This is a genomic window from Subdoligranulum variabile, from assembly GCF_025152575.1.
Lineage (GTDB): Bacteria > Bacillota > Clostridia > Oscillospirales > Ruminococcaceae > Gemmiger > Gemmiger variabilis.
The window spans coordinates 1,431,473-1,448,625 of the sequence record NZ_CP102293.1; the positions used below are offsets into that span (position 1 = coordinate 1,431,473).

Sequence of the window (17,153 nt, forward strand, 5' to 3'; positions counted from 1 at the left end):
GGGATGAACGGTCCCTGCGCGGTCTGGTTGCCTTTGGATTGCATGACAAAACGGGGTTCCGTCAGTCAAGCGGGCCGGGAAACAGACGAACCGTTATTCTGCCCACCTTGGCAACTTCCGTCCGGTAGAGATCCATCATCCACCGGATTTTCCTTTTGCAAAGACTTCCTATTGTATTACAGGCAGGAAACTGTTGCCGGAATTCTAAAAAAGAACCGTACGGGGCAGGAGCTGCGCATCAAAAACACATTTCAAAAATGCGGATGCCTTTTTGCTTTTTTTCGTAAAAACGTATAAATCAAACTGTTACATAGCTCAGTTGTTCTTGGGTTAGTCAACTATAGTCCAGTTGGACGTAGTAGTCTGGTCGGAGAACTGTGACGGACAGCCAAATACCATGATACAGCGCCGGAAATTGTGTAGTGTGCACAACTTCCGGCGCTGTTTGTGGTGGTTATAAAAGAATGTTGGGACGTACAAACGGCACACGGGACCGGCTGGGAAGAAGGAGTGGTCAGATGGTGGTCAGAGCCAGTATAAAACGAAGCAAGCGCAAGGGCACCGCCTGGCGGTGGAGGGCAGCGAGCTAACTGCTGCCTCCCACCCGTTGACCGCCAACCGTGGATGCAAAATAGAGCGGCTGGGAAACAACACCGCTGCATATCCGGAAGGTGCTATTTCCGATTTAGGCAGCGTGTTGTGGGGCGATACTTCCCGGGAGTGTGCAGAAATCATGGAGAAGCTTCATCGGCAATCTGATGCCGGCGACGCTCCTTTCAACAGTACAAACGTATTTTTGTCATAATCGAGAATTCCGTCCTGCTTCATGGCCGCCAGTTCTCTGGTCAGCGCGCTTCGATTGGCACAAAGATAGTCCGCGAGTTCCACTCTTCCCAGCGGGACAGTGATGCGCTGGCTCTGTTGTGTCTCTGCCTGCAATCGAAGATAGGTCAGAACTTTTTCCCGAAGCGTTTTTTGGGAGATGATTTCAATTTTACGCATGAGCTGTACGTTCTTGTCACCAATCATCCGCACCATGTTCTCGATCAGCCGGTGATGAAACGTGCAGGTCATATTACAAGTGTGGATCACACGGTGAAAGGGCAGAAAAAGAATGGTAGATCGCGCGGCCGCCAGAAAACTGACCCGCGCATCCATGTGACTGCCGCAAGAGAAGGATTCTCCAAATAGTTCTCCTTCTTTCATGGAAAGAATCAGCGTTTCGCTGCCTTCCTCGTCCTCTTTGACCATATGGACCACGCCGGAAAGAATCAGCCCCACGTTACGCACGGCATGGCTTTCCAGCAGGATGAGTTCTCCTTTTTGATAGGATTTTTCAAAGCTTTGAAGACAGTGGAGCATGGGAGAAAGTTCTTCTTCCTGGATACCTGCAAACAGCGACATTTTACTAAGTTCCTGCGAGGTGACCGTCATACGCCTTCCCCCTTTCCCCATCGTCACTATATCATTTTTGGTTCAATGTTGCAAGCGCAACATAAGCTTCCCTTGTTTTATCGTATGCTCTGAATAATACATGTTTGTTTTGAGAAGGGCGGCTGCTGCGCCTTTTGTGTAAAACACACCAGAAGTCAGGAGGGAAACGATGATGGAAGCAAAAATACTGGATTATCTGGCATGGGAAATGCTGCGTTTTAATCGAATGGACCCCGCCCGGATGCAGCATCTTCTGAAAGTACATGATTTTACCAGGATGATCGGGCAGGGGGAACAGCTGGACGAACACACGCAGTTTGTGGCAGAATGTGCCGCTCTGGTACACGACATCGGAATCCGTCCTGCGGAAGAAAAATACGGGGCCAGTGACGGAAAGCTGCAGGAACAGGAAGGTCCTTCTCATGCACGCGTACTGTTGGAGAAACTCGGTCTTGAAGGTGCAGATATTGACCGTATCTGCTATTTGGTTGGCCACCACCACACCTATACCGGAATCGACGGGCTGGACTACCAAATTTTAGTGGAAGCGGATTTTCTAGTCAATTTTTATGAAGATTCACTCCCCCTTGAAGCAATACAAAGTGCCTATGCACGGATTTTCCGCACAAAAACCGGCAAAGAGCTTTGCCGACTTTCCTACCCTGTGAAGAAGGAGGAACCGAATGCCGGAACAGACTGACAAAAGCACCAAACGGGTCTTGCTCATCAACGATTTGGCCGGTTACGGAAAAGTGGCTCTTTCGGCCATGATCCCGGTTTTTTCCCATCTGCGGTATGACACCTGCAATCTTCCTACTGCATTGGTTTCCAACACGCTGGACTATGGTCACTTTCGCATTCTGGACACCACCGACTATATGCAGGATACGCTGGCCGTATGGGCAAAGCTAGGGTTTCGCTTTGACGCCATCTGCACCGGCTTTCTGGTTTCGGAAGCACAGGCCAGCCTGCTCTATACCTATTGTAAAGCCCAGAAAGAAGCGGGCACACAGATTTTTGTGGACCCTATTCTGGGCGATGACGGAAAACTCTACAACGGGGTGGCTGGTGCCGCCGTATCGTACAGCCAGAAACTTTGTTCCGTGGCAGATGTGATCGTTCCCAATATTACGGAGGCCTGTTTCTTGACAGGAGCCGCCCCCAAAGGCAGGTATACCGAAGAAGAAATCACGGAAATTCTACGTCAGCTGCACACGCTGGGGGCCAAGGCGGTGGTGATCACCAGCACCGATTTGGCGGGACAGATGGTCACCGTGGTACAGGATTCGCCGCAGACACCGTGGCAGGCGCTTGCCTATGAAGAAATTCCTGTGCGTTTTCCCGGCACGGGGGATCTGTTCATGGCAATGATGGTGGGGCAGTATCTGAAAACTGGAAATCTAACCGCCAGTGTACACCATGCTATGCAGGTGCTGGAACAGATGATCCGTGCCAATCTGCATAACAGCGATAAGTATAAAGGGATTCCAGTGGAACAATTCTTGGAGGTATTCTGCGATGAAAAAGCCTAAAATCACCATCACATTGGTGGACCAAAAAGGAACTCAGGGCTGTCACCGGGGTCATCGTATCGGAGATTCCTTTGATTTTGATACCCAGCGAGGAGAGCTTTGCCCTATGGCTATGCATGTAGCATTTCCCTACGTGGACATCCTGCGGTATGGCGGCAAGCTTCCCAGCCAGCCCGATGGTTCCATCCGCTTCTGCTGCCCGGATGTAGATGTGATCAATGTGTTCAAAATCCAGGTCGAGGAGGGTACGGAGTAATATGAACCCCTATATCCAAGAAGCCAAACAACAATTTGTTTCGGTGTACAACCGTTATCCCATTGTACTTGACCACGGAGATGGTATGTACCTGTACGATACCGAAGGGAAAAAGTATCTTGATTTTGGTTCCGGTATCGGCGTATGTGGATTAGGATATCACGACCCGCAATATACCCGTATGCTGCATGAACAGATTGAAAAACTGCTGCACACCTCCAATCTGTTTTACAATGTTCCGGCAATTGAAGCGGCCAAACTGTTCAATCAGGCTGCCGGCATGGAGCAGGTATTCTTTACAAACTCGGGTACGGAAGCGATCGAGGGTGCCATCAAAATCGCCAAAAAATACTTTTACGATCGGCACCATACCAATTGCGGCGAAATTATCGCCATGAAAAAGTCCTTTCACGGGCGCTCAATGGGTGCTCTTTCTCTTACGGGCAAGGAAGCCTATCAGACACCTTTTGGTCCGATGATTCCCCATATTCGATTTGCAGAGTTTAACAATCTGGATAGTGTCCGTGCACTGATCACGGAAAACACCTGCGCGATCTGCCTGGAAACCGTACAGGGTGAGGGGGGCATCTATCCTGCCACGGATACCTTTATACAAGGCATTCGGAAACTGTGTGATGAGCATGAAATCCTGATGATTTCCGATGAAATTCAATGCGGAATGGGACGCAGCGGGAAAATGTTTGCCTATCAAAATTACAGCGTTCTTCCTGACATTGTTGTTTCGGCAAAGGCTCTGGGGTGTGGTGTTCCGGTGGGTGCAATTGGAACACGCGGACCTGCAACAGGAGTTCTTGGCCCTGGTGATCACGGAACCACCTACGGTTCAAACCCGCTGGCAACCGCTGCCGTTGTAGCCGTCTTTACTCTGTACAAACAATACGGGATTCTTTCGCACGTGACAAATTTAGCCGCCTATTTGGATCAGGCGCTGAAGGAACTTGCAGAAAAGAAAAGCATCATCAAAGAAATTCGCGGTCTGGGCTTGATGAAAGGCATCGAACTGTCTGTCCCTGCCAAACCCTATATCGAAGCATTACAAAAAGAAGGAATCTTAGTAATTCCATCCGGCACGAATGTAATTCGTCTCCTCCCTCCTCTTATTTTGGAGGAAGAACACGTAAACATCTTGATTCAGGCGCTCTATTCGCTTTTCTGATTGCTGTCCTTTTTCGTGGAGAAGGATGCTTTGGGTTTTGTAATGTGACGTAATATCATTCGGTGCTGTAATTACATACGCAAACACATGGTGCTCATATAGAGCCGCGTTGTCAGAATTAAAGTTTACGCCCTTCTCTTCCATGCTTTTCGAAAAAAGGAGCAGTGAATCTTAATAAGATTCACTTTTTTCTTAAAACAGATATGTATGAATCTTATTAAGATTCATACGGGAGCACCTCTTTCCGGAAAAGTGAATCATAGCATGATTCACTCTCCCAGCCGGTTTTACCACCGACTGGGAAGGAAAAGGGGCCCAAAGGCCCCCAACCTGCTGGCAGACGGTTTTGCTAGCATAGCGTTTGGATATCCAAACGCAAATTTTGGGGGCTCTCCCCAAACCCCTGTCTTCTGTTTCCAAACACATCGCCACAGCAATCGTACCTTGCAGTCCTCCCAGGCTGAGTCCTTACGGATAACATTTACTACTGTAACGGCAAAGGCAGCGTTATAAACCTTTATTTTTGCAAATCAGTTGACTGACGGTCGGTGTACCGATATACTGGATGATAGAAGGAGGAAAATCGTATGGATCTGCAAGGCTATCTGGATAGCAAAAACATTACCAAATATCGCTTGTCAAAAATCAGTGGTGTTCCCAAAACAACCATTATAGATATTTGCTCCGGTAAGAGTTCCTTGCAGAAATGTTCTGCCCGGACCGTGCAGCAGCTTGCAAAGGCATTGGGGTGCACCATGGAATTCATCCTGTCTTTGGATGCGGTGCAAGGCTATGACAGAGAAAGCGGTTTGCCGAAACGTAAGAACTACCTTGAACGCGGTTTGCCTGCCTATCTTCAATCTTCCTTGGAAAATATGATCGCTTCCTGGAAACTTGTGGACAATGGAAAGAAGGATTACCATTGGGATCTGAATTGGAGCGAACTGAATGCAGATATCAATTCGGCGGAGGTGGAACAGGAAATCTCTTCTGAACAGGCTTGGTATCTGCGTGAAAAGTATTTAAGGATGAAACGAGGCGATTGACCTGTGATTGATTTTACAAACCTTCCTGTACGGAACAAGACGTATGCAGGTGCAAATGGCAGCAAGATTTCCGTGCTATACAACAACGAACTGTATATGTTAAAGTTTCCTGCTGCACCTTCCATCAATAAAAACATGAGCTATGCCAATGGGTGTATCTCAGAATATCTTGGTTCCCATATTTTTGCAATCGTCGGTATTCCCGTACAGGAAACATTACTGGGAACGTATACCAAAAACGGAAAAGAAAAAATTGTCGTTGCCTGTAAGGACTTTACCTCGGGCGGCCTTGTATTGCAGGATTTTGCCTCCCTGAAAAATACGATTATCGACTCTGTCCACAACGGTTACGGCACAGAGCTCAGCGATATTATCAAGACCTTAGAAGAACAGCGCGCAATGGACCCCCAACAACTCAAGGACCGGTTCTGGGATATGTTTATTGTCGATGCCCTCATTGGCAACTGGGACAGACATAATGGTAACTGGGGATTTCTGTACGACAGCAGAACCGACGAAATATCGCTTGCGCCGGTTTACGACTGTGGAAGCTGTCTGTTTCCGCAAGCAGACGAAGAGATCATGAAAAGAACATTGGAAGATCCTGCAGAGTTGGAATTACGAATCTTTGAAAGACCTCTTTCGGGTATCAAAGAAAACGGCCAGAAAATCCAATATTTCAAGTTCATTTCCTCCCTGAAAAATCCGGACTGCAACAAAGCCCTGAAGCGAATCGTTCCCAGAATCAATATGAACCAAATTTATGGTCTGATTGAAACGCCCCCGTTCCTATCGGAGCTGCAAAGGAATTTCTACAGAACCATGCTCCGTGCGAGAAAAGAACGAATCCTGGATTTTTCTCTCCAAAAACTTCGCAAACGGGAACGCCTTCGGGAGCAGAGTCGTTGATTCATAGAAAAAGCCAAAATTTTGCGTAAAGCCAACGCAGAAAATTTCACATTTGGCGTGTATAGTAAAAAGTACTTTCGGCACCTTGAAAATTGAATATTCAGCACGATCGGTACGTTCCAAGGAAAGAGAGCGAGAGATGTTGGCGCCAGGATGGCCGCTATGGCCGGAGCGATTCCACAACGATCCAAGGGAAATCTCATCAGCCACCGGGATTTTTCCGCCAGGACCTTTCCGGGGACATAATGATACGCAGGTTTCCCCACACGTCAGATGGGGCTGCACGTTTCAGGTTGCAATCTTTAGACCTCCAACGGTGCAAGTGAACGGGCGGTGGCGCCCTGCCGGTCGTGTTCCTACAGTCCGGGGGCGAGCGGCAAACAGGACTGACACTTTTCTTTTATTTTGTATCAGCTTGCCTTTGCGAGCAGTTTTATAAAAGCGCGTTGCGCTGTATTTTTTATAACTTTTCAAAAGACACAGGGGGAAAGTGTACCCTTTTTTACTCTATCATACCTACAAAGCACCCGGTGCCTTTGACAGAAATGTCGAGGGCACCGGGTGCTTTTTTTGTTTTTCAAGAAAGGAAATGTCTATGTCAAACGAACTCAAAACCTATACCCTCCAGGAACTCTACGCCCACCCTATGGAACCCATCTCCTGGCTGGCGGAAGGACTGCTGGCGCCCGGCTTGTACTTTCTGGGCGGCTCGCCCAAAGTGGGAAAAAGCTGGCTGGCGCTGCAGCTCTGCTTGGCGGTCTGCCGGGGGGAATCCTTTCTCGGGTTCCGTACCCGGAAAAGTGAGGTACTCTATCTGGCATTGGAGGACGGGCCGCGGCGGCTGCACGCCCGCGCTTTACGCCTGACCGAGGAAGCGCCCGCCGGTCTGCACCTTTGCGGCCATGCACCCATGATCGGGCAGGGGCTGGAGCAGCAGCTGGACCGGATGCTGGCCGAGCACCCGGGCATCCGGCTGGTCATTATTGACACGCTGCAAAAGGTACGGATGGTTGCCGGTGCCAACGCATCCTACGGCAACGATTATCAGGATGCTGCTGCACTGAAAGAACTGGCCGACCGCTGCAACGTCTGTCTGCTGGTCATTCACCATCTGCGTAAAATGCCGGATGAGGACCCTTTCAATCGGCTGTCCGGCACCAATGGCCTGACCGGAGCGGCTGACGGTACCATTATTCTCATCCGACAAAAGCGCCAGGAGGGAACGGCTCTGCTGACGGCTACCGGGCGGGATATCGAAGATGTGGAACTGACGCTTGAATTTTCCGACTGCTGCTGGAGCCGCAGCTGCTCGCCGGATGAGCTGCAGCTGATGTATCTTTTGCCGTCCATCCGGCAGTTACTTGCCGCCGGGGGATTTCTCGGGTCCGCTACAGAGTTGGTGGAAAAGCTGGGGCAACAGAGCGCCTTGTGGGGACCGGCCCAGCTTTCCCGGTATCTTCAAAGCCACAAGGACGCCTTGGCGGCGCAGGGAATTTTGCTGGACACAAAGCGCAGCAACCACAAACGGTTTCTGTCTCTTTGCCTGACAGAAAGTGACACGGGTGACGGCAATGACGGTTGTGACAGTGGGGGCCAGGCACGGGATGTGCCGTCACAACCGTCATCACCGTCACTGACGTCACAGGCATCTTAATAAAGGAGGAACAGACATGGCCTATATTCAACAACGCGGAGAAAGAAAGTATAAAATTACAGTTTGTAATGGCTACACCACAACGGGGAAAAAACGGATGCAGGCGCGCACCATTGATGTCCCCAAGGAGATTCCAAAACGCAGTATCAGGCAGTATGTCTATGCGGAGGCTGAGCGCCTGGAAAAACGATTCCGCACCGGCATCGACGAAAGTGAAAACACCAAGTTCGAGGCCTACGCGGAGCATTGGCTGGACAGGGCAGCCAAGCGATACAAAGCCAGTACGCTGGCCGGTTACCGAAAAATGCTGGAGCTGGCATACCCCTTCATTGGCGGTTTGCCGCTCTGCAAGATCCGGCCCATGGTCCTGGAGGGATTTGCAGAAGAACTGCGCAAGCGGCCGGGGCGGGGCGGCAAGCCTCTGAGCGAAAACACCGTACATAAATATCTGGATGCCGTTTCCGCCGTGCTGCAGGACGCAGCGAAAAATGACATCCTGCTCTATAATCCTGCCCATCGGGTGGAAAAGCCCCAGCAGCGCATTCCCCAGCAGTGGGAGATGCGAAAGCTCCTGCAGTGCCTTCTGCAGGAGCCGCTGCTCTATCGTGTATTCTATCTGATGGCCCTCTCCACCGGTCTGCGCCGCGGTGAGCTGTGTGCCCTTCGGTGGTGTGATCTGCACGGCGGGAATCAGGTGAAGATCCAACATTCCCGCAGCACGGTGGTAGGGCAGGGCGTGCTGGAAAGTGACACCAAGAACCACCGCACCCGCATCGTGGTCATGCCGCAGATCGTCTTCGACGATCTGGGAGAGCTGTTCACTGAGCAGGCCCTGGAAAACAACGGGGCTGACTGGAACGGGTTGATTTTCCAGCGTAAGGGGAAGCCGATTCATCCTGACAGCTTCAGCCGTCACCTGCGGCATCTGTATGACCAGAACGGTTTTCCCGAGGAATACCACCTGCACACCATGCGGCATTTCTTTGCCACCTATCTGCTGGAACACGGAACCAGCAAGCAGGTAGCAGCCGACCTGCTGGGACACGCAGATACCGCCTTTCTGGAACGAACCTACTGCCATCCGCAGGATATCTGCAAAGAGGAGGCTGCCGGGTTGTTTGATTCTCTGCTGGCACCGGCAGAGGAAGAATACTACGACACTTTGCAAGACTAACATTCCCCGGGCAATGCGCCCGGGGTTTTTGTTTGTCCGGCACACCCACAGTGAGGATTTTCCCTTTCGGGAGAATCCTCACTATTAGTTATGTTTGCAAACTTTTGGTGTTTTGCCCGGTTTGCACAAGTATCGTGGCCGTTCTTCGTTGGGTTTGGTGATAGCTTTGTATCGCAGAGGTTGGTATCCTTTGTGTCAATACACACAAAGGAGTGGTCAAAATGGCAAGCATCCGAAAACGAGGGCAAAACAGTTATCTCATCGTAGTATCCCGCGGCTACGATTACGAAGGGAATCGGCTGAAAGCCGCACAGAAAACGGTACACCCACCGAAAGATCTCACGCCCAGCCAGTGTAAAAAATGGCTGAACGAACAGGCAGTTCTGTTCGAGCGGGAAGTGCGGCACGACCCGCAGCCTGTGAACCATGCCATGACACTGGCAGCGTATACCGAACACTGGCTGCGGGATATCGCCCCAGACAAACTGGCAGCCAGCACCTATTCCCGTGACCAGCAGGATATCCGGCGCATCCTGCCTGCGCTGGGGCATTACAAACTGACCGACCTGCGCAAGGAAACCATCCGTGCCTTCTACGAGGCCATGCGCTCCGAGCCTAAACTGACGGATGGACAGCCGCTATCGGAACGGTCCGTGGAGGGACTGCACAACACACTGTGCAGCATCTTGTCCGGTGCCGTGGATGAAGGCTACCTGACCCATAACCCGGCCTGGCGGGTGTACAAACCCAAAGGCGTGCGCAAAGAGCGCCCGGTGGCCGACGAGGAAACGGTGCAGAAGATGATCGCCGCTCTGGAAACACAAAGCATGAAATATGAAGTGTACTTCAAACTGGTACTGGCCACAGGGATGCGCCGCGGCGAAGCCTGCGGATTACGCTGGTCTGATATTGACTGGAGGCACCGGACCATCCATGTGCAGCGGACGGTGGTCAAACTCAGCGGACAAAAGATCTTTACCAAGGAGCCGAAAACCGCAAGCGGCAACCGGAGGGTGTACATCAGCAAAGAGATGTGCAAGCTGTTGAAAGCGTGGAAGCAGGAATGTGCTTGGCAGATGGAACAGGCAGAAGGGCAGACCCTGACGGAGGAAGATTACCTCTTCCGGCAGCCGAGCGGCGATCCCATGGTCCCCACGACCTTTACCTTCCGTTTCAAGAAAATTCTCAAGGAAAACGGGTTGCCTCAAAACTTATCTGTCCACAGCCTGCGCCATACCAACGCCAGCCTGCTCATTGCCCAGGGCGTGGATGTCCGCACCGTTGCAGGACTGCTTGGTCACTCCCAGCCCAGTACCACACTGGATATCTATGCCCACGCCTTTGATAAAACCAAGCGAGAGGCACAGGAGAAGCTGGGAAAGGTGATGAGGCTATGAAAATACATAAAATGCCCCAAGCGGAGCAACATTTTGCTCTGCTTGGGGCACATTGTTTTATTCAGGATTTGTTCTTTCTGGCGATATGCCCACCCAGCACAAAACTGACCACACAGCTGACAGCCCAGCTGACCAGGATGCAAACTACCATCAACAGAAGATTTGTCAGAGTACCATCACTACCTGCATATACAGGCAACGACGTAATACCGGGCATCACAAAGCCGAAGCACTTCACCCCCAGGATCACAGTCAAGGCACCGCCCACACCGTTGCCGATCATGGCTGCGATCAACGGGGTTCGATTCACCACCTGCACCGTGAACAGTGCCGGCTCGGAAATACCGAGAAATGCCGAAAAACTGGTACTCATAGCAGCAGCACGCATTTTGGAATCTTTCATTCGCAGTGCAGCGCCCATGGCGGCACCGGATTCTGCCATATTGTGGCAGAAAGAAACGGGCAGAAGATAATCATACCCCAAGGTGGCAATATTGGAGATCTGAATTGGAGAAGTAGATTGGTGCATACCACACAGCACAATGAGCGGCATAAAGAAGCCCAGCAGGAAGCCGGCTACCGGTCCCAGTGAAGAGAAAAGCCAGACGATGCCGTTTGCCAGCGCCAGACCACCGTAGTTGCCCAGAGGGGCCAGCACCAGGTAGGTGACGGGAATGGTTACCACAAGAGATACCATGGGCACAACGACCATTTTGAGAACATCGGGAATAAAGCGATCCACAAAGTGGTATACAATGGCCAGCAGGCCAACACCCAGCACTACCGGAAATACCGAACTTGCGTAGCTGAATACCGGAATGGTGATTCCCAAGAAAGAGAAGGGGTTTTCCGCCGCACCAACCGCATCCACAAAGGTGGGATACATTAGTGCGCCCGCTACGCAAAGTCCCAGATACTCGTTGACCTTGAATTTTCTTGCGGCGGACACAGCCAGCAGGAATGGCAGAAAATAGAACGGAACATCAGAGATGACGCTGAATACTGTCCAGGTTCCTCCGCCGGAGGACATCCCCATGGCCTCCAGCATAGCCAGAATGCCCTTGAGCATACCGCCTGCTACCAGTGCGGGCAGAATGGCAGAGAAGATGCCTGTAATGATATCCAACACATTGCCCATCCGGGTCTTGGGCGCTTCGGAACCGCTGTGTCCCAGCAGGTCCTCCACTTCCAGAAACACATCCGCCACCATGGGACCGATGATGATCTGATACTGGCCATTCTTGATCTGCATCCCCATGACGCCGTCAATGGCTTCAATGGCCGCCCCATTTACCTTGGCATCCTCTTTTACATTAAAGCGCAGCCTCGTGACACAATGCAGCGCGTTGGTGATGTTTTCTTTTCCACCCAGGTGTTCGATCACCTGTTGTGCAACTTTGCGGTTATCCATTTCTGAATCCTCCTTACATGACAGAATTATTCAAGATCTTCTCCATTGGAGGCAATGCATTTTTTATACCAGTAGAAGCTGTCTTTGCGGTACCGCTTTCCGCTGCCTTTTCCGCCGTTGTCCAGATCCACATAGATCACGCCATACCGTTTATCCATGGTCAGCGGTCCACAGGACACCACATCAATGATTCCCCACATGGTGTAGCCAATCAATTCCACGCCGTCAATGACTGCTTGCTTCATCTGCTCGATGTGAGAGCGCAGGTAGTCGATTCTGTAGGCGTCGTGTACCGTGCCATCCTGCTGCAAAATATCGGTGGTCCCCAGGCCATTTTCTGCCACAAACAGAGGCAGGCCGTATCGGTCGTACATCTGGTTCAGCGTGACCCGCAGCCCGATGGGATCCATCTGCCAGCCCCATTCGCTGGTTTCCAGATAGGGGTTCTTGTTGGCCATGATCAGGTTGCCGGCAGTTTTCTCCCAGCCCTGGTCGCTGGTGGACACCTGGGAGAAATAGTAGGAAAAAGACAGAAAATCCACCGTGCCGTTGCGCAGAATCTCGTCATCACCTGGTTCTTTTTCAATGCAGATGTGGAAGCGGTCAAAGTACCGGTCCATGTAGGCGGGATAGCGTCCCCGTGCCATAATGTCGGTATAGAACCAGTTGGCATACTGATCATCCTGCAGAGCCTGCAGAGCATCCTGCGGCTTGCAGGTGGCCGGGTAGGTGGTGAACCGGGCGATCATACCACCAATTTTTGCCCCTGGCAGCATCTGGTGGCACAGGGCAACAGCCCGCGCGCTGGCCAGAAACTGGTGATGCAGGCATTGGAAAACCGCCTGATTGAGGTTTTCCTCCTGATCGGGGATCAGACAGACTCCGTCCCACGGCGCAAAGCGTCCTGCATTGAACTCGTTGAAGGGCAGCCAGAAATCCACCAAGTCCCCGTATTCCTCAAACAGAACCTTGGCATACCGCAGATAAAAGTCGATCGTTTTTCGGCTTTTCCAGCCGCCGTACTTCAACACCAGCTGAACCGGGATATCGTAATGCAGCATAGTGGCAAAAATCTTGATGCCGTACTTCTTGCATTCCTCGAACATGCTGCGATAGTACGCGATTCCCTGAGCATTGGGCTGCGCATCGTCGCCATTGGGAAAGATGCGGCTCCAACAGATGGATGTGCGGAAGATCTTCATACCCATCTCAGCAAACAGAGCGATGTCCTCTTTGTAGTGATGGTAAAAATCGATGCCGCGGCGGTTGGGGTAGTAGGTAGTGTCCATATCCTGCAGTGCCTGTTCAAACTCCTGTGTAGAGAAGGGACTGCCGTGGTGTTTGGCCTCTACCTGTTCCCGATCCCAGCTGGGATCCAAATACCGCAGATCCTGGGTGGATACTCCTTTGCCCCCGTCCCGAAAGCCGCCTTCTGCCTGGGAGCAGGAGATTGCACCGCCCCACAGAAAACCTTCCTCAAATCCCTGTTTCACGCATAGGCCTCCTTTGTGTTTCTTTGCCGATAGTACTTGACGGATCCGTTATCCTCATTATAGAATGGGAACAAACAGATGATAATGTCATCTTTTCACCAATTTATTATCATATTTACAGGTTCGGAGGTCTGTCTATGACGCCGGAACAGCTGGAAACCTTTTTGCTTGCCGATACCGAAAGTGAGCTGTGGCACCTGGAACACCCCGGGGTCCTGAGCCCCGCTTATCAAAACATTCCGCTGCGGGAATATGAAGGTGAAAAGGTCTATTTCTTTGATTTCAAAAACACCCTGCTCTCCCAAAACATTGCCATTGTCAAGGAGAGCCGTTACACCACCATCCCCGCCCATTTCCACAAAGATATGGAACTGAATTACATCTATCGCGGAAGCTGCACCTTCGTGATCAACGGGCAGCCGGTGGTGATGCAGCAGGGAGATTTGTGTATCCTGGACTCTAACGTGCGGCACAGTGCCGTAAGCTACAAAAACAAAGAGGATATCGTCATCAACATTGTTTTCCGCAAAGCCTTTTTCAACACAATGTTTTTGAGCCGACTTTCTTCCCACGGTATTGTAAGTTCCTTTTTGCTGGACGTGATCTCCCAGAATCGGGCCCATGACCGTCACCTGATCTTTCATACCCAAAACAACTGCAAAATCCACCCGCTGGTGCAGTTTCTGCTGTGCGAATATTTTTCCCCCAGCGTCTGTGCTCAGGAACTGATTCCTATTTATGTGTCCGCTATTTTCACTGAGTTGATCAACACTCTGTGCCACAGCGATGAATTCCGCTTGCCAGAGAAAAGCAACGTACTTCTGATTCTGAAGTATATTGAACAGAATTACAAGACTTGCACATTGCAAAGTACCGCCCGGTATTTTGGTTACAATTCCAATTATCTTGGAAATCTGTTGAAACAGCGCACAGGCAAGACTTTTCGGGACCTGAAACTGATGCAGCAGCTGACACAGGCTGCATTGCTGCTGGTAAACTCCGACGAAAGCGTTCTGGATATTATCGACAAAGTCGGCTGCACCAACTGCTCTTATTTCTACCGAAAGTTTGCAGCGGCCTATCGTTCTACCCCTCTGCAATACCGCCAGCAACATGGCAACCCATGAAAGGCTTCCTTTCTTTGCTCTACACATTCTAAAACAGGCAGTTACCCTCGTTTGAGGGCAACTGCCTGTTTTTTTTCTTCAGTGATTTCCAGCCGGGCCAGCGCATAGTCGATGCACATCTGCACAAGCTCATTGCGGGAACGGCCCGTTTTAGACGCTGCGTCCTCCAGCTTCGCCAGCATGGTGTCGGGCAGCCACACCGATACTACCGTGGACTTTGCTACCGCAGGTTTGCACTGCGGCACAATAAATTTATCCTCCTGCGCCTGCAATATTCGCAAATCCGGGGAATCCTGGTGCTGCCGTTCCGCGGCTATCAAAGCTGCTGGACAGCGGCCCAGCAGGCCCAAACGGCGCGGATTGAATCGCAGGTCGATAAGGTGGTCTACTGCTGCGATACCCCCAGCTGTGAGGCCTTTCTGGCCCGCGACCGGCATCTGGTGGACGGCTCAGCCTACTGCATTGGTTGCTGCACGAGAGCTGCCGGCGGTACGGCATACACACTGCGGTACGCAGAAAGACCTAGATTACAAATATGCAATATAGGCCAGCTCGCTTCTACAAAGTAACTACGAGATTGCGTCCCCTTGTAAGTTAGAACCTTACAGTTGAGCAATTTGCTGTACCGGTGATATGGCTATAATAGTTCTTTCTGGAGAAAATCCGGATTGTCTCTATGTCCCATCTAAAAGGTAAGTGAGAATATCTCCCAACTAAGGCGGCGGTGTGCAACGGTCACAGACGTCCATAAATTTACTTTTAGGAATTGATAAAAGCAGGTTCTATGAACTCTGCTTATATTTTCCGAGTAAAGATCCCTATTATTGGACCGGTAAGGTTGTATTCTAAAATTATGAGAAAGGTAAATTGCAAAAGTGAAGGTAACGTTTTAGGGATAGAAAATGAGGAAAAAGGTGACGCTCACTTCTGCAAATAGACTATAATGAAAGAAAGGTCACTCTCCTGCGGAAAGCAGGAACTATGAGTCGTATGACATTATCGGACAGAATTGCCATAGAGGCAGGAATCTACGCCAGAAAGAATCTGACGGAGATTGCAAAGACGATCCACAAAAGTCGGCGCCATGTATCGGAAGAGATCCGGAGAAATGGAACAAAAACACCCGGTGAACATCCCTACGGAAAAATTTGCCGCAACGCCACAGGATGCAGGCGGAAGGGGTTGTGCGGAAAAGCCGATTGCCTTCGTACATGCTATACCTGCCTGGAAGTAGACTGCCAAAGGGTGTGCAGCACCTTTCAGGATAGTGTGTGTAAGCAACTGGAAAAACCGCCGTATGTATGCAATGTGTGTACCCAACGGAGAAAGTGCAAACTGGACCGAATCTACTACATTGCGCAGCAGGCAGACGCCGTTGCCAAACGTCGCTACGCACAGGCACGAAGCAAGCCGCAGATACACGGTGCAGATCTGGTTGCTCTGGATGCATTGGTAACGCCGCTGATCCGAAAAGGTCAGCCGCTGGCCCACATCTATGCAGAACACGCAGAAGAACTCCCGGTAAGCCAGCGTACGTTATACCACTACATTGATGAAGGGGTACTCAGTGTCGGCAATCTGGATCTGCGCCGCAAGGTTAGCTACCGCCCCCGCAGAAAAAAGAAGGAACCGACCGAAGGAGCGCTGAACCAGAAATATCGCCAGGAACGAACATACGAGGCCTTCTTTACATATATGGAGAAGCATCCCACCGCAACGTATGTGGAAATGGATACGGTAAAAGGTTGCCGGGAACAGGGCAAACGGATGCTGACGCTGCTTTTTGTAGAACAGAGCTTCATGTTGATCTTTCTGATGCGGGACGGCAAGGCGCAGACAGTTGTGGAGCAGTTTGATTGGCTGACATCCGCGCTTGGCTTGGAGACCTTCCGAACCTTGTTTCCCGTGATTCTGACCGACAACGGCAGTGAGTTCAAGCACACCCGTGAGATGGAATACACAGTGGATGGACAACGGAGAACCCGCGTTTTTTACTGTGATCCGCAAGCATCCTGGCAGAAACCTCATATTGAAAAGAACCACGAATATATCCGATATGTTCTTCCAAGAGGCAAGAGTTTTAACCCGTATACGCAGCAGGATATTGTTCTTTTGCTCAACCACATTAACAGTACACGCCGCAGCAAACTTGATGGGAAAACACCATTTGAATTGGCAGAGAGTTCTGAATTCCAGCAGTTGAAAGCGGTTCTGGGGCTCAGGGCAATCCCTGCAGACGAGGTCGATCTGACACCCCGGTTACTGAAGAGGTAACCAACAAAAGCCAGGCAGGAAGTGACCCGCGATATCTCAGCTGAGGTGGGGTGACGTTCACTTCTGCAACGACGAAGTTCATTCCGCCAGCTTTGCTGTGCCCCCTTATATATGATTTGTGACGCAAAACGGGAATTTACCAGGCCAGATCTGTCTGGGAGGGGGCTAAAACAGTGGCTTGACCGGTGAGGCGATACTTTATATTACCTTCACCATTTCATTCAACGAAATTATGAGAAAAATGTTTCTCTTGTCCAGTACCTAGACCG

15 protein-coding genes are annotated in these 17,153 nt (G+C 50.8%); 11 read left to right on the plus strand and 4 right to left on the minus strand.

The window, feature by feature from the left end; all coding sequences use genetic code 11:
* Positions 1-744: 744 nt before the first annotated feature.
* Positions 745-1,434: a Crp/Fnr family transcriptional regulator gene (locus NQ490_RS06890; RefSeq protein WP_007048519.1), complete on the minus strand. Its 690-nt coding sequence runs from the start codon at positions 1,432-1,434 to the stop codon at positions 745-747.
* Between the two features lie 169 nt (positions 1,435-1,603).
* Here NQ490_RS06890 and NQ490_RS06895 point away from each other — a divergent pair, with 169 nt between their 5' ends.
* From NQ490_RS06895 to NQ490_RS06935, 9 genes are all read left to right on the plus strand, one after another.
* Positions 1,604-2,134 carry an HD domain-containing protein gene (locus NQ490_RS06895; protein WP_007048518.1) on the plus strand — a complete coding sequence of 177 codons (531 nt, stop codon included), beginning with the start codon at positions 1,604-1,606 and terminating at the stop codon, positions 2,132-2,134.
* Positions 2,118-2,966 carry a pyridoxamine kinase gene (locus NQ490_RS06900; protein WP_007048517.1) on the plus strand — a complete coding sequence of 283 codons (849 nt, stop codon included), beginning with the start codon at positions 2,118-2,120 and terminating at the stop codon, positions 2,964-2,966. The genes NQ490_RS06895 and NQ490_RS06900 overlap by 17 nt, the downstream gene beginning before the upstream one ends.
* Positions 2,953-3,222 carry a TIGR04076 family protein gene (locus NQ490_RS06905; protein ID WP_007048516.1) on the plus strand — a complete coding sequence of 90 codons (270 nt, stop codon included), beginning with the start codon at positions 2,953-2,955 and terminating at the stop codon, positions 3,220-3,222. The genes NQ490_RS06900 and NQ490_RS06905 overlap by 14 nt, the downstream gene beginning before the upstream one ends.
* A gap of 1 nt (position 3,223) precedes the next feature.
* On the plus strand, positions 3,224-4,399 hold the full coding sequence (locus tag NQ490_RS06910; protein WP_007048515.1) for an aspartate aminotransferase family protein: 1,176 nt from the start codon (positions 3,224-3,226) through the stop codon (positions 4,397-4,399).
* A gap of 587 nt (positions 4,400-4,986) precedes the next feature.
* The gene (locus NQ490_RS06915; RefSeq protein WP_007048514.1) at positions 4,987-5,445 is read left to right on the plus strand and encodes a helix-turn-helix transcriptional regulator; all 459 of its coding nucleotides are present in this window, start codon (positions 4,987-4,989) and stop codon (positions 5,443-5,445) included.
* 3 nt (positions 5,446-5,448) lie between these two features.
* Positions 5,449-6,354 (plus strand): HipA domain-containing protein, encoded by a 906-nt coding sequence (locus tag NQ490_RS06920; RefSeq protein ID WP_007048513.1) that lies wholly within the window; start codon positions 5,449-5,451, stop codon positions 6,352-6,354.
* 595 nt (positions 6,355-6,949) lie between these two features.
* Positions 6,950-8,008 (plus strand): AAA family ATPase, encoded by a 1,059-nt coding sequence (locus tag NQ490_RS06925; RefSeq protein ID WP_040918744.1) that lies wholly within the window; start codon positions 6,950-6,952, stop codon positions 8,006-8,008.
* Positions 8,009-8,024: 16 nt separating this feature from the next.
* Positions 8,025-9,182, plus strand: a complete 1,158-nt coding sequence (locus NQ490_RS06930; protein ID WP_007048511.1) for a tyrosine-type recombinase/integrase — start codon at positions 8,025-8,027, stop codon at positions 9,180-9,182.
* Positions 9,183-9,403: 221 nt separating this feature from the next.
* Positions 9,404-10,579 carry a tyrosine-type recombinase/integrase gene (locus NQ490_RS06935; protein ID WP_007048510.1) on the plus strand — a complete coding sequence of 392 codons (1,176 nt, stop codon included), beginning with the start codon at positions 9,404-9,406 and terminating at the stop codon, positions 10,577-10,579.
* Between the two features lie 61 nt (positions 10,580-10,640).
* On the opposite strand, the gene NQ490_RS06940 is transcribed toward NQ490_RS06935, so the two are convergent.
* Positions 10,641-11,990 (minus strand): PTS transporter subunit EIIC, encoded by a 1,350-nt coding sequence (locus NQ490_RS06940; RefSeq protein WP_007048509.1) that lies wholly within the window; start codon positions 11,988-11,990, stop codon positions 10,641-10,643.
* Positions 11,991-12,016: 26 nt separating this feature from the next.
* Positions 12,017-13,483: a family 1 glycosylhydrolase gene (locus NQ490_RS06945; RefSeq protein WP_007048508.1), complete on the minus strand. Its 1,467-nt coding sequence runs from the start codon at positions 13,481-13,483 to the stop codon at positions 12,017-12,019.
* Between the two features lie 137 nt (positions 13,484-13,620).
* On the opposite strand from NQ490_RS06945, the gene NQ490_RS06950 reads away from it, so the two are divergent.
* Positions 13,621-14,610 carry an AraC family transcriptional regulator gene (locus NQ490_RS06950; protein WP_007048507.1) on the plus strand — a complete coding sequence of 330 codons (990 nt, stop codon included), beginning with the start codon at positions 13,621-13,623 and terminating at the stop codon, positions 14,608-14,610.
* Positions 14,611-14,651: 41 nt separating this feature from the next.
* Here NQ490_RS06950 and NQ490_RS06955 read toward each other — a convergent pair whose 3' ends face one another.
* Positions 14,652-14,855 carry a ribbon-helix-helix domain-containing protein gene (locus NQ490_RS06955; protein ID WP_147644591.1) on the minus strand — a complete coding sequence of 68 codons (204 nt, stop codon included), beginning with the start codon at positions 14,853-14,855 and terminating at the stop codon, positions 14,652-14,654.
* Positions 14,856-15,600: 745 nt separating this feature from the next.
* Here NQ490_RS06955 and NQ490_RS06960 point away from each other — a divergent pair.
* Positions 15,601-16,884 carry an IS30 family transposase gene (locus tag NQ490_RS06960; protein WP_187118487.1) on the plus strand — a complete coding sequence of 428 codons (1,284 nt, stop codon included), beginning with the start codon at positions 15,601-15,603 and terminating at the stop codon, positions 16,882-16,884.
* Positions 16,885-17,153 lie beyond the last annotated feature (269 nt).

Excerpts from the sequence above, each read along its gene's own strand:
- NQ490_RS06930 (WP_007048511.1), top strand. The coding sequence starts at position 8,025 with ATGGCCTATATTCAACAACGCGGAGAAAGAAAGTATAAAATTACAGTT.
- NQ490_RS06935 (WP_007048510.1), top strand. The coding sequence starts at position 9,404 with ATGGCAAGCATCCGAAAACGAGGGCAAAACAGTTATCTCATCGTAGTA.
- NQ490_RS06900 (WP_007048517.1), top strand. The coding sequence starts at position 2,118 with ATGCCGGAACAGACTGACAAAAGCACCAAACGGGTCTTGCTCATCAAC.
- NQ490_RS06890 (WP_007048519.1), bottom strand. The coding sequence starts at position 1,434 with ATGACGGTCACCTCGCAGGAACTTAGTAAAATGTCGCTGTTTGCAGGT.
- NQ490_RS06960 (WP_187118487.1), top strand. The coding sequence starts at position 15,601 with ATGACATTATCGGACAGAATTGCCATAGAGGCAGGAATCTACGCCAGA.
- NQ490_RS06950 (WP_007048507.1), top strand. The coding sequence starts at position 13,621 with ATGACGCCGGAACAGCTGGAAACCTTTTTGCTTGCCGATACCGAAAGT.
- NQ490_RS06925 (WP_040918744.1), top strand. The coding sequence starts at position 6,950 with ATGTCAAACGAACTCAAAACCTATACCCTCCAGGAACTCTACGCCCAC.
- NQ490_RS06910 (WP_007048515.1), top strand. The coding sequence starts at position 3,224 with ATGAACCCCTATATCCAAGAAGCCAAACAACAATTTGTTTCGGTGTAC.
- NQ490_RS06905 (WP_007048516.1), top strand. The coding sequence starts at position 2,953 with ATGAAAAAGCCTAAAATCACCATCACATTGGTGGACCAAAAAGGAACT.
- NQ490_RS06915 (WP_007048514.1), top strand. The coding sequence starts at position 4,987 with ATGGATCTGCAAGGCTATCTGGATAGCAAAAACATTACCAAATATCGC.
- NQ490_RS06940 (WP_007048509.1), bottom strand. The coding sequence starts at position 11,990 with ATGGATAACCGCAAAGTTGCACAACAGGTGATCGAACACCTGGGTGGA.
- NQ490_RS06895 (WP_007048518.1), top strand. The coding sequence starts at position 1,604 with ATGATGGAAGCAAAAATACTGGATTATCTGGCATGGGAAATGCTGCGT.